Annotated in this window: 12 protein-coding genes and 1 tRNA gene; 3 read left to right on the top strand and 10 right to left on the bottom strand. The window is 39.1% G+C overall.

Annotated features, from left to right (window positions below; translation table 11 throughout):
* Window positions 1–117: 117 nt before the first annotated feature.
* Complete coding sequence (gene motY, locus AC2IP4_RS08885; RefSeq protein ID WP_375322118.1) at window positions 118–996, top strand: flagellar protein MotY; 879 nt, start codon at window positions 118–120, stop codon at window positions 994–996.
* A gap of 35 nt (window positions 997–1,031) precedes the next feature.
* Here the strand turns inward: motY and AC2IP4_RS08880 are convergent, their stop codons facing one another.
* The 10 genes from AC2IP4_RS08880 to AC2IP4_RS08835 form a co-directional block, all read right to left on the bottom strand.
* Window positions 1,032–1,466 carry a DUF2753 domain-containing protein gene (locus AC2IP4_RS08880; protein WP_105055553.1) on the bottom strand — a complete coding sequence of 145 codons (435 nt, stop codon included), beginning with the start codon at window positions 1,464–1,466 and terminating at the stop codon, window positions 1,032–1,034.
* Between the two features lie 140 nt (window positions 1,467–1,606).
* Entirely contained in the window at window positions 1,607–2,023 is a 417-nt protein-coding gene (gene gloA / locus AC2IP4_RS08875; RefSeq protein ID WP_375322119.1) for a lactoylglutathione lyase, read from the bottom strand.
* 40 nt (window positions 2,024–2,063) lie between these two features.
* Window positions 2,064–2,699: an endonuclease III gene (nth, locus tag AC2IP4_RS08870; RefSeq protein ID WP_375322120.1), complete on the bottom strand. Its 636-nt coding sequence runs from the start codon at window positions 2,697–2,699 to the stop codon at window positions 2,064–2,066.
* A gap of 20 nt (window positions 2,700–2,719) precedes the next feature.
* Entirely contained in the window at window positions 2,720–3,406 is a 687-nt protein-coding gene (locus AC2IP4_RS08865) for an electron transport complex subunit E (RefSeq protein ID WP_375322121.1), read from the bottom strand.
* Window positions 3,406–4,038 (bottom strand): electron transport complex subunit RsxG, encoded by a 633-nt coding sequence (gene rsxG, locus AC2IP4_RS08860; protein WP_375322122.1) that lies wholly within the window; start codon window positions 4,036–4,038, stop codon window positions 3,406–3,408. Before rsxG ends, AC2IP4_RS08865 begins: the two co-directional genes overlap by 1 nt.
* A 4-nt stretch (window positions 4,039–4,042) precedes the next feature.
* On the bottom strand, window positions 4,043–5,098 hold the full coding sequence (gene rsxD / locus AC2IP4_RS08855; protein WP_375322123.1) for an electron transport complex subunit RsxD: 1,056 nt from the start codon (window positions 5,096–5,098) through the stop codon (window positions 4,043–4,045).
* 2 nt (window positions 5,099–5,100) lie between these two features.
* Complete coding sequence (gene rsxC, locus AC2IP4_RS08850) at window positions 5,101–7,509, bottom strand: electron transport complex subunit RsxC (protein ID WP_486307140.1); 2,409 nt, start codon at window positions 7,507–7,509, stop codon at window positions 5,101–5,103.
* Between the two features lie 3 nt (window positions 7,510–7,512).
* A complete protein-coding gene (gene rsxB, locus AC2IP4_RS08845) occupies window positions 7,513–8,094 on the bottom strand; it encodes an electron transport complex subunit RsxB (RefSeq protein WP_375322125.1) in 582 nt (193 codons plus the stop codon).
* Window positions 8,095–8,096: 2 nt separating this feature from the next.
* Complete coding sequence (gene rsxA / locus AC2IP4_RS08840) at window positions 8,097–8,678, bottom strand: electron transport complex subunit RsxA (RefSeq protein ID WP_065591551.1); 582 nt, start codon at window positions 8,676–8,678, stop codon at window positions 8,097–8,099.
* Between the two features lie 132 nt (window positions 8,679–8,810).
* Window positions 8,811–8,886 (bottom strand) — tRNA-Asn (locus tag AC2IP4_RS08835).
* A 477-nt stretch (window positions 8,887–9,363) separates the two neighbouring features.
* On the opposite strand from AC2IP4_RS08835, the gene uvrB reads away from it, so the two are divergent.
* Both uvrB and luxO read left to right on the top strand, forming a co-directional pair.
* Complete coding sequence (gene uvrB, locus AC2IP4_RS08830; protein ID WP_486310194.1) at window positions 9,364–11,394, top strand: excinuclease ABC subunit UvrB; 2,031 nt, start codon at window positions 9,364–9,366, stop codon at window positions 11,392–11,394.
* 305 nt (window positions 11,395–11,699) lie between these two features.
* Complete coding sequence (luxO, locus tag AC2IP4_RS08825; protein ID WP_375322127.1) at window positions 11,700–13,106, top strand: quorum-sensing sigma-54 dependent transcriptional regulator LuxO; 1,407 nt, start codon at window positions 11,700–11,702, stop codon at window positions 13,104–13,106.
* Window positions 13,107–13,118 lie beyond the last annotated feature (12 nt).

The raw sequence follows: 13,118 nt of genomic DNA, 5'->3' as shown, positions 1-13,118 counted from the left end.
TATTTATGAGAGTTCCACAAAGCATAAATGAAATAGAACGAAGAAATTAATATTGTTGGTCTAAATTTTGCTTTACTTAAACAATCGTCAACGGCATGACCAATAGATTTAGGTATTATGAAAAAAACACTTTTTACTTCAGCTTTGCTAGTAAGTTCATTGATTGCAGCTCCTGCATTAGCAAATAAAAATTACGTTGCTAAGCCTGAACAATCGAAATGGGTGATGTTACAAAACTCACCGTTGGAGTGTCGTTTATCTCATAATATTCCAAATTATGGCACCGGGGAGTTTTCTTCGTATGCGAATAAAAAGATGAATTTAGATTTTGAATTGAAGATGAACCGTCCAATGGGAGAAACTCGCTCGGTAAATTTAGTATCAATGCCAGCTCGTTGGATGCCGGGTGACAGTGCTGATTCAATGATGAATTTAAAGTTCTTCAAACAATTTGATGGTTATGTTGGTGGCTCTACGGCATGGTCAATGCTCGCTGAGTTAGAAAGTGGCCGTTTCCCAACTTTTACCTATGCTGATTGGCAAAGTCCTAAACAGCTAATTGAAGTTGCTTTATCTCCAGTAGTGTTCCAAGAGCAATATAATGTGTTCAGTATGTGTGTTGCTAATTTATTACCTTACAGCTTTGAAGATATTTCATTTACGATCTTACATTTTGATACAAACAGTGATGAGTTAAATAAGGCATCTAAAAAACGTTTATCTCAAATTGCTGATTTTATTCGATACACTAAAGACGTTGATTTAGTGGTGGTTGCAACCTATACCGATTCTAGTGGTGCTAAAAATGTTAACCAACAAGTATCAGAAAGACGAGCCGTTAAATTACAAAATTATTTTGAATCAATTGGATTATCTTCCGATCGTATTCGAGTTCAGTCTTATGGTGAACGCCGTCCAATTGCAGATAATGCGACGCCACTAGGTAAGAATAAAAACAGACGAGTGGTCATATCCTTAGGTCGAACTATTATTTAATTATTTATATCAAGCACTCTAATTAGGGTGCTTTTTTATTGAAGCTTAAAACTTGCGATAAGCTCACATTGAACGGTTGTGTCAATATGTTGGATGTGTCGTGCGATCTCTGGATTCGGGTGACGCTTCATAAAATCCAATAACGCACTTTTGCAGCAACCTAAATTAGAGATAAAAGATTCACAATCACTACGTGGGCATTGAGGTACAAGGGTTAGAATCTTTTCAGAAGCTAACTGCAGGTATTTTAACTCAAAGCGGCTGTCATTTTGACTTCGCCAAAATTGGGCTAAGTTGTGGCATGAAATAACAGATATTGTTGTTTGATCAATGAGACTGATTTCATTTTTTTTAGTGATTTCCTCAGCTATCGCAAACGCCTGTTGGTAGTGTAAGATTGTGCGCCAAGAATCATCATTCTTAAAGGATCGCCCTGCCAATATTGTGTGTTTTTCCCAAAGTTCTATCATCATATTTCTTCTATTAAGGATTAGTGAGCTTAAAGATTAATTGAGAATCATTATCATTAAAAGTATTTAATATAAAAAAACCTGCACAGATCGCAGGTTTTATGAAATAGATATCGTTTTTTAATTTAGGATTTCTGCGATTAACCTTCTAAGCCTGCAGAAGCACTGCTATTTTGAATGAGTTCAATCATGTAGCCATCTGGATCTTTAACAAAAGCAATATGTGTAGATCCGCCTTTTACTGGTCCCGCTTCACGAGTGACATTTCCACCAACGGCTTTGATTGCATCGCAAGTTGCATAAACGTCATCAACACCAATAGCAATGTGACCAAAAGCATTGCCCATATCGTATTCTTCTGTGCCCCAGTTGTAAGTCAGTTCAATAACAGCGCCTTGAGATTCATCGCCATAACCAAGGAAAGCTAAGGTGTATTTGTATTCTTCATTTGTGTTTTGACGAAGAAGATCCATTCCCATTACTTTTGTGTAAAATTCAATTGATTTATCTAAGTTACCTACACGGATCATCGTGTGTAAAATGTGTCCATTAGCCATTGTTTTGCTCCAGTTTTTAATTTAATTATTCAGATCGGTATTAAACTTCTGTTTTTTCTTTAAATTCGCATAGGTCTTCAATCATACAGCTGCCACAGCGTGGTTTACGAGCGATACAAGTATAACGACCATGAAGGATAAGCCAGTGGTGAACATCTAATTTGAATTCTTTTGGCACCACTTTAACTAACTTCTTTTCAACATCGTTAACGGTTTTACCTATTGCTAGTTTGGTTCGATTAGAAACACGATAAATATGAGTATCAACCGCAATAGTTGGCCAGCCAAAGGCCGTATTAAGTACGACATTTGCGGTTTTATGCCCAACCCCAGGAAGCGCTTCTAATGCATCTTGATCTTCTGGGATCTCGCTGCCATGAAGATCAATTAACATGCGGCAGGTTTTAATCACATTTTCAGCTTTGGTATTAAATAAACCAATGGTTTTGATATACGTTTTTAATCCATCAACGCCTAAATCTAAAATAGATTGAGGTGTATTAGCGACAGGGTAAAGTTTACGTGTCGCTTTGTTAACACTGACATCAGTGGCTTGCGCAGATAATAAAACAGCAATTAATAACTCAAATGGTGTTGACCACTCAAGTTCCGTTTGTGGGTGCGGATTATCAGCTCGTAAGCGTTCTAATATTTCTCGTCGTTTTATGTTATTCATACTGCTTTCTATGTCCTTATCTATGAAACTCGTGCGCGCTCAATTTCTGCTTTTTGCTGCTTAGGTTGTCGGTCACTTATTTTCTTATCAATGATATTCTTTAATGCAATGAGAAAACCAACGCCTAAAAAAGCACCTGGAGGAAGCATTGCTAGTAGAAAGTGGCTATCTACTTGGAATAATTCAATTCGTAATACGGTTGCCCAATCTCCAAGTAGTAAGTCTGCACCATCAAATAGAGTGCCATTGCCTAAAGCTTCGCGCATAGCACCAAGTAAAACTAAAACTGCAGTCATACCTAAACCCATCCACAAACCATCTAATAGTGCAGGGATAGGATCATTTTTTGAGGCAAAGGCTTCAGCACGACCAATGATGATGCAGTTCGTAACAATCAATGGGATAAAAATACCAAGAGACAGATATAAACCATAAGCATAAGCATTCATTAATAATTGAACACAGGTTACTAGTGAAGCAATGATCATTACAAAAACAGGAATACGAACTTCTTGCGGGATCCATTGACGAACAAGCGAAACGATTAAGTTAGATCCAATAAGAACCAAAGTGGTTGCGATTCCTAGGCCTAATGCATTGGTTACTGTCGCTGAAACAGCAAGTAGAGGACATAACCCTAATAATTGTACGAGAGCAGGGTTGTTATCCCATAAGCCATTTTTTATTAATTCTTGATGTATTGTCATTAGTTGGCCTTACAATTAAGTGGAAGAGTTTGCAGTTCATCTTGGTGCGTTTTATAAAACCAAACTGCTTTTTTTACGGCTTTAACTACGGCTCTAGGTGTAATTGTTGCGCCAGTGAATTGATCAAATTGCCCACCGTCTTTTTGAACCGCCCAGCTACTATCATCAGCAGAGTCTACGCTTTTTCCTAGAAATTCATCAACCCAGCGAGTAATTCGAGTATCTATTTTATCACCTAATCCTGGTGTTTCTTGATGTGACAATACACGAACGCCTGTTACCATTGAATTGGCATCAACGCCGACAATAACTTTAATCGCACCGCTATATCCATCAGGAGCGATAGCTTCAATTGCAGCACCAGAATGCTTGCCATTTAATGAAGCTAAATAGACAGGCATAGCTTCTTCTGTGCCTAATGCGTCTACATTTGATATTAGGGTGCAAGCTTTAAATAATTCATTGTCATGTTGTTTCGTTGGTACTACTTGATTTAAGACTGACAATAATTGTTGTTGTTGCTGATACGTAATTTTATCTTTAGTTAATGCATAAGTAATGGTAACTAATGCGGTTGAAGCAATAGCAAATAAGACCAAAACAAGGCTGCTTTTTTTCATTGTCTGTAGCATAGGATTACCCTTTTTTATGGCCGTAGGTTCTTGGTTTTGTGTAGTAGTCAATTAAGGGTACACACATATTGGTTAAGAGAACCGCAAAAGCAACCCCGTCTGGGAAGCCTCCCCAAGTACGAATAATATAAACGAGAGCACCAATAAGAGCGCCATAGTATAAGCGGCCTTTGGGTGTTGTTGCCGCAGAAACCGGATCGGTTGCAATAAAGAAAGCACCGAGCATAGTGGCACCAGAGAATAGATTAAACAGCGGTGATGTCGCTGTATCTGGTGAGAAAAGAGCAAATAAGCTACTTATTGTAAATAGACTGGCTAAAAAACTAACCGGAATATGCCAATGAATAAGGCGCTGTTGCAGTAAGAAAAGACCACCTAGTAAGAAGCCAATATTTACCCATAACCATCCTAAACCAGCAACACTATTAAAAATAGGCGCGGTTAAAATTTCATTTGTTGTTAGTCCTGCTTTAAGGCCTGTCTTTATTGTGTCTAATGGCGTTGCCATTGTCATGCCATCAACATTCATAGTGAGTTGATGGACAGAAAAACCGTCTTGGCTTAATCCATTAAGTATTAACCAGATCGAATCAGAAAAGCTGATACTTTCAGTTAGCAGTTCTTTTACTGGTAACCAAGTTGTCATTTGCACAGGGAAAGAGATTAATAGTACTACATAAGCAGCCATTGCTGGATTAAAGAGGTTTTGTCCTAATCCTCCATACAAATGTTTAGCAATAACGATGGCAAATATCACACCAATTACCGTTATCCACCAAGGAGACAGTGGTGGAATGGCAAGAGCAAGTAATACCCCTGTTAGTAAGGCACTATTGTCACTGAGATAAGGTTTAAGTGGTCTTTTTCGACACTTTAATACAAGTGCTTCTGCTGATATTGCCGTCACTATCGCAATTAGAACTTGTAGAAATGTCCCCCAACCAAAGAAGTAAGTTTGAGTGAGTAAACCGGGAATTGTTGCCAAAGCAACCAGTTTCATTATGGTTCGTGTGCTCTTTTTGCTGTGAGCGTGTGGTGAGCTAGTGATAAAAAAGGCCACTGTTACTCTTCCTTATTCTTTTCAATTTGTTGAGCAGCTTTGCGTGCTTTTGCTCGCGCTATTGCTGCGGCTACCGCTGCTTTTTTAGGGTCTGTTGGTTCAGAAGTTTCATCATTTTCAACGGTCGTTTTAGTGACAGGTTGATCTGATTTAGTTTCTTTTTCAGCTTGAGCAGCTTTGCGTGCTTTTGCACGAGCGATGGCTGTGGCTACCGCTGCTTTTTTAGGATCTGCAGTTTCAGAGGTATCATCATTTTCAACGGTCGTTTTAGTGACAGGTTGATCTGATTCTGCTTCTTTTTCGATTTGAGCAGCTTTGCGTGCTTTTGCACGAGCGATGGCTGCGGCTACCGCTGCTTTTTTAGGATCTGCAGTTTTAGAGGTATCATCATTTTTAACGGTCGTTTTAGTGACAGGTTGATCTGATTCAGTTTCTTTTTCGATTTGAGCAGCTTTGCGTGCTTTTGCACGAGCGATGGCTGCGGCTACTGCTGCTTTTTTAGGATCTGCAGTTTCAGAGGTATCATCATTTTCAACGGTCGTTTTAGTGGCAGGTTGATCTGATTCAGTTTCTTTTTCGACTTGAGCAGCTTTGCGTGCTTTTGCACGAGCGATGGCAGCAGCTACAGCGTCTTTCTTGTTAGCGCTATCAGTACTTTTTTCAGACTCTGTACTATTTGCTTCTGCAAGATTTGCTTTTCGTTCGCGAGCTTGTTGTTTACGCTCTTCACGTAATTTTGCCATTTCAGAATTATCAGGTTCAGCAGTGTTTGCTTTGGCCGCTTCTGCTTGCTTTGCTTTAGCACGAGCAATTGCAGCTGCGACAGCAGGTTTAGGATTGGCGACACCAGATTCTTCAGCCGCTTTTTGGGCTTTGACTCTCGCAATTGCAGCGGCAATAGCGTCATTGCCTGAACCAGAAGCCGCTTCTGTTTTCATTTCTTTACGTCGATTTTCTGCAGCCAATTTGAATTTGTTTTCACGTTCTGCTTTGTCACGCTCCATTCGAGCATTTTTTTCTTCAAAGCGAACTTTGGCACGATCAGCAGCTTGCGCATCTTGTTTGCGAGCGTAAATTTCTGATTTTGCTTGGCGGTAATATTGAACCAGAGGGATCTCACTTGGGCAAACATAAGCACAAGCACCACACTCAATACAATCAGATAAATGGTATTCTTCACATTTATCGAACTCTTCTGATTTTGCGTACCAATATAATTGTTGAGGTAATAAAGCAGCAGGGCAGGCGTCAGCACAGCTACTACAACGAATACAAGCCATTTCATGATTATAAAGAGGCAGCTCTTTTCTATCTGGTGTAATAATACAGTTAGTAATTTTCGTTATAGGGATCTGTTTATGTGGGAGAGTAAATCCCATTAGCGAACCACCCATAATAATTCTAGGGTGCTTTTTATCGGCTTGATAGCCAGCCAATGTCATTAAGTGTTCAACAGTTGTTCCCAAACGAACCCAAAAATTACCCGGAATATCAAGGCTGTTTCCGGTTAATGTCACTACCCGTTCAATTAATGGTTCAGCGTTACAAATTGCACGCTTAACCGCAAAAATAGTCCCTACGTTTTGTACGATAACCCCTATATCTGTAGAGCGGCCGCTAGCAGGAACTTCTTTACCTGTTAAAATTTTAACTAACTGGCGAGAGCCGCCTGATGGGTATTTTGTCGGGATCACTCGGATTACGATATTATCGTGCTCAGAGATAACAGTGTTTAATGCCTTTATTGCTTCCGGCTTATTATCTTCAATGCCGATAATTGCCAATTTAGGCGTTAGAATATGTTGAAGGATCTTAATACCAGTAACAATTTCTTCTGCATAATCACGCATTAAACGATCATCGGCAGTGATATAAGGTTCACACTCTGCAGCATTGATAATCAATATGTCAGCTTTGCCTATACCACTTTGCAGTTTTCTACTTGTTGGAAAACCAGCACCACCCATGCCTGAAATACCAGATTGACGAATACGTTCAATCAGATCTATTGGATCTTGGCTTATAAAATCAGCTATAGGCTCTCGATCGTCAATCCAGAGATCTTTATGATCAGACTCAATCACAATACAAAGGTCGGTTAATCCTGAAGGATGAGCAACGGTTCTTGGCTCTATTGCTGTTATTTTTCCTGAAGTCGGCGCGTGAATAGGTACACACATGGCAATATTACCTTGTGTGAGTGGTTGACCTTTTCGTATATCCTCACCGACAGCAACTAGAATGTCTCCTTTACCACCAATATGTTGTTTTAGTGGCAAAATAAGTTCATTTGGAACATCGGCTGATTGAATCGTATTTTGAGTTGAAATTGTCTTATTTTCAGCAGGGTGAATACCGCCGTGAAAATCCCACAGTTGACCTTGTTTAATTTGTTCGATAATGGACAACATGGGTTACAGCTCCGATGTTTGAGAGGGTTTATCTGCCGGAATATTAATAACAGGGATCGTATTTAAATCCCATTTCCAGTTATCAGGCGTTGTGCTGACAGGTATCATTTCAATACAATCTGTAGGGCAAGGAGCAACACATAAATCACAACCAGTACATTCGGCCTCAATTACCGTGTGTAAGGCTTTTGTGCCACCAACGATGGCATCAACAGGGCATGCTTGAATACATTTAGTACAACCAATACACATATCTTCATGTATAAACGCGATTTTCTTTACGTTTATCACTTCATCATCTGCAGTTGGTACATCAACCCCCATAAGGTCGGCTAATTTTTCAATCGTTGCTTGGCCACCAGGAGGACACTTGTTTATTACATCGCCATTGGCAATAGCTTCTGCATAAGGTTTACAACCGGGATAGCCACATTGGCCGCATTGTGTTTGCGGCAAGATAGCATCTATCTGTTCAACGATAGGATCTGATTCAACTTTAAATTTAATTGATGCGAAGCCGAGAATTAATCCAAAGATTAAGGCGAGTGCAGCAATAGCAATAACAGCGATTAGAATTGAACTCATGTTTATAATTTCACTAAACCAGTAAAGCCCATGAAGGCTAAAGACATTAAACCTGCAGTAATCATTGCAATAGATGCACCTTTAAATGGTAAAGGAACATCAGCAGCAGCAATACGTTCACGCATAGCAGAGAAGAGAATGAGAACTAATGAAAAACCAACGGCAGCACCAAAGCCATAGATGATGGATTCGATGAAATTATGATTCTCAGTAACATTAAGTAATGCAACCCCGAGAACAGCACAGTTTGTCGTGATTAAAGGTAAAAAGATACCAAGCACACGATACAAAGTAGGACTTGTTTTATGTACGACCATCTCTGTGAATTGAACAACAACCGCGATCACAAGAATGAAACTCATGGTTCGTAAATACTCAATGCCAAGAGGGGCTAAAATATAGGTTTCAACAAGATATGAACATACCGAAGCTAGCGTTAGGACAAATGTTGTCGCAAGGCCCATTCCGATTGCACTTTCTAGTTTTTTAGATACGCCCATGAATGGGCAAAGACCTAAAAACTTAACCAGTACAAAGTTGTTCACTAAAACAGTACCAACAAGTAGTAATAGATACTCAGTCATGCCAATGATTTTTATGATAATAGATGATCTGGTTATTATCGGACTTTAAGAGCCTGATAACAACCTTAGAAAGAATAGGTTTTTATATTTTAGGCAAAAAAAAGCCTCGTCGTTAGACAAGGCTTTAAAATTTGGCTCCCTTTGCTGGACTTGAACCAGCGACATACGGATTAACAGTCCGGCGTTCTACCAACTGAACTAAAAGGGAATCGATTTTAGGCCGACGATAATAACGAGTCTAAAATAAACTGTCAAGCGTAAAAATAAAGAAAAGTGACCTGATTATTTAGTCACTAATTGGAACTATTTTCTGCAAAAAATTATTGACATCATCGCTAGGCTATATTTATCAATGCTTGTGGGTAGTTATCCACTAAAACTGTGGATAAGTATGTTAATGAAACTATATTAACTCTCTTAAAGCTAGCTGTGACGTGGCCTATAGAGTATGGCTACTATTGCTATGAGGGTTTTGTATACATAAAATCAAAGTGTTATAGCATCACTGCTGTTTGAATGCGCGGTATGTATATTTTTTATTCAAACTTTAGAGTAAATACTAAATTAGAGTGTATTTTAACCATTGTTGGGGAAAACTTTTATAATTAAGAGTTTCTATAAAAAGAAGAGTGGATTTGTTAGTGTATATATCCTAAATAATATGAGTCCATGTGGAGTGTTATAAATGGCCAATGTGTATGAATTAATTTCGAACTATCTGCCAGCAGGTGATCAACCTCAAGCAATTAAAATGTTGAATGAAGGTTTGGAGAATGGTCTTGCTCACCAAACGCTTCTTGGGGTTACTGGATCGGGCAAAACATTTACATTAGCAAATGTAATTGCACATTCAGGGCGACCAACCGTGATCATGGCTCATAACAAAACATTAGCTGCTCAATTGTATGGTGAAATGAAAGCATTTTTCCCCAACAATGCTGTGGAGTATTTTGTCTCTTATTTTGATTATTACCAGCCAGAAGCGTATGTACCAACAACAGATACCTTCATAGAAAAAGATTCCTCTGTGAATGAACACATTGAACAAATGCGTTTATCGGCAACAAAAGCATTATTAGAGCGTAAAGATGCCATTATTATTGCTTCAGTATCAGCCATTTATGGTCTTGGTGAACCACAAGCTTATTTAAGTATGATGCTTCATCTACGCCGTGGAGATATTGTTAATCAAAGAGATATTTTACGCCGTTTAGCAGAGCTTCAATATAAACGTAATGACATGGCATTTGAACGCGGTACTTTTCGTGTCCGTGGGGAAGTTCTCGACGTTTTCCCCGCTGAGTCAGAACATGAAGCAATTAGAATTGAACTGTTTGATGAAGAGGTGGAGTGTATCAGTAAGTTTGATCCTCTTACTGGTTCTATCATTACGAAAGATATGCCGCGTTGTACTATCTACCCTAAAACACATTACGTCACACCAAGAGAAAAAGTGCTTGAGGCAATTGAGCAAATCAAAATAGACTTGGCGCTACGACAAAAAGAATTATTAGCCAATAACAAATTAGTTGAAGAGCAACGGATCACACAACGTACTCAGTTTGATATAGAAATGATGAATGAGTTGGGGTTTTGTTCAGGTATTGAAAACTACTCTCGCTATTTGAGTGGTCGCCCAGAAGGTGATGCGCCGCCAACCTTATTTGATTATTTGCCAAAAGATGGCTTATTGATTATCGATGAATCACATATAACGGTCTCTCAGATTGGTGCAATGTATAAAGGTGATCGTTCTCGTAAAGAGAATCTGGTTGAGTATGGCTTTAGACTTCCGTCAGCGTTAGATAATAGACCAATGCGTTTTGATGAGTTTGAAGCGTTAGCACCACAAACAATTTATGTTTCTGCGACTCCTGGAAAATATGAAATTGAAAAATCGGGTGGGGATATAGCAGAGCAAGTTGTGCGACCGACGGGATTGCTTGACCCTCTTATTGAGGTACGCCCGGTTGGAACTCAAGTTGATGACCTATTATCAGAAATTCGCATAAGAACTAAAGTGGGTGAGCGTGTATTAGTAACCACGTTAACTAAGCGAATGGCTGAGGATTTAACTGAATACCTCGATGAGCACGAGGTTAAGGTTCGATACTTACATTCGGATATTGATACGGTTGAACGTGTCGAGATTATTCGTGATTTGCGTTTAGGTAAGTTTGACGTCTTAGTCGGTATCAACTTATTGCGTGAAGGCTTGGATATGCCAGAGGTGTCTCTGGTTGCGATTCTGGATGCAGATAAAGAGGGTTTCTTACGTTCAGAGCGCTCATTAATTCAAACGATAGGTCGTGCAGCTCGTAACTTAGAAGGCAAAGCTATTTTATATGCAGACCGAATCACAGGCTCAATGGAAAAAGCAATCGGTGAAACAGAAAGACGCCGTGAAAAGCAGATTTTGCATAATAAAGCATTAGGTATTGTACCTACAGCATTGAAAAAAGATGTTGCTGATATTCTTGAGTTGGGTGATATGACGAAAAATAAACGTAAAGTCGTGGCTCCAAAGGTCAAGTTATCAGAAGTGGCAGAAGAAGGTGCAAGCTATCAATCTATGACGCCACAGCAATTAGATAAAGAAGTTCATAAACTAGAAACTAAAATGTATCAACATGCTAAGGATCTGGAATTTGAATTGGCTGCTCAGGTAAGGGATGAAATCGATAACTTAAGACGTCAATTTATTACGAATAGTTAATGATGATTTTATAAAATATGGAATTTAGGAAAAAAAAGAAGCCAACCGAAATATCCCGGTTGGCTTTATTGTTCATGTGAAAGTAAATTTCACTAACAACGTCAGTTGGCTAGGTGACCCTTTGGCTTAAAGGGTCAATATACATATAGCAGGTAGTGTGCCAACTTTTTCATTGAAGATTTTCAGATAATTCCGTCTAAAAAATGCGTAGAGTCACAGTTTGCTTGCAATTTGCAATTGTTCTTTGCGTTTTGCAGTTGCATAATGCGAATTCTTATATTTATTACAGGTAGTTCGTTTTCATTATGCAGAAGAAATACTTATTAATGGTTGAAGATACAGCGTCGGTTGCTGCATTGTATCGTTCTTATCTTAATCCACTTGGCGTTGAGATTAACGTGGTTGCGAAGGGAAGTGAAGCAATAGAGGCCGTTGCTTTACGGGTACCAGATTTAGTATTGCTTGATTTACGTCTCCCAGATATGACGGGATTTGATGTATTAGCTGAAATTAGAAAACAGAATAAAGATGTTCCTGTTGTTTTGATGACCGCGCATGGCTCAATTGATGCAGCGGTAGAAGCTATGCAACTTGGAGCTCAAGATTTCTTAATCAAACCCTGTGAAGCCGATAGGCTAAGAGTTACGGTTAACAATGCGCTTCGCCGAGCTCAAAAAGATCAAGATGAAATAAAAGAAAACCCAGATAAATCGAATAAACAGTATCAAGGTTTCATTGGCAGTAGCTCTCAAATGAATAAGGTTTATCGCACTATTGATTCCGCCGCACCAAGTAAAGCAACTGTATTTATTACAGGGGAGTCGGGCACAGGTAAAGAAGTATGTGCTGAAGCGATTCATGCCGCGAGCAAACGTGGTGACGCGCCGTTCATTGCTATTAACTGTGCTGCGATACCTAAAGACTTAATAGAAAGTGAATTGTTTGGTCATGTGAAAGGGGCTTTTACTGGCGCTTCTGTTGATAGGAAGGGGGCGGCAGAACAAGCCGATGGTGGAACTTTATTTCTCGATGAATTATGTGAAATGGATTTGGACTTACAAACTAAGCTATTACGATTTATTCAAACAGGAACCTTTCAAAAAGTCGGTTCTTCAAAAATGAGTCGTGTAGATGTTAGATTTGTATGTGCAACAAACCGTGATCCATGGCTTGAAGTTCAAGCGAGTCGTTTCCGTGAAGATTTGTATTATCGATTGCATGTTATTCCGCTTGTCCTTCCGCCATTACGTGATCGTGGTAACGATGTTATTGAAATTGCGCATTCAATCTTAGGGCACTTTTCTCATGAAGAAGGACGTGAGTTTATAACATTTAGTTCTGAAGTGACTGAAAGATTCGCGGATTATGATTGGCCGGGTAATGTCCGACAATTACAAAATGTAATTAGAAATGTGGTGGTATTAAATAGAGGTAAAGAAGTCACTCTGTCTATGCTACCTCCACCATTATCACTAGAATTAAATTCTGGTTCATATATTGCATCAGAAGATGAAGTAAGTATTTCTCATATATCGAAAAATAATATCGTTAACCTCCCAAAAGAGACGATTATTCCACTCTGGGAATCAGAAAAGAAGATTATTGAAACTGCAATTGCTCTATGTGATGGGAATATTCCACAAGCCGCTAAGCGATTAGAGGTAAGTCCATCTACACTATATAGAAAATTACAATCGTGGGACGGTAAATAGCAGAGGGTATTA

It is taken from the genome of Aliivibrio thorii, from assembly GCF_057368585.1.
This window is presented reverse-complemented; position numbering and strand designations above follow the sequence as displayed.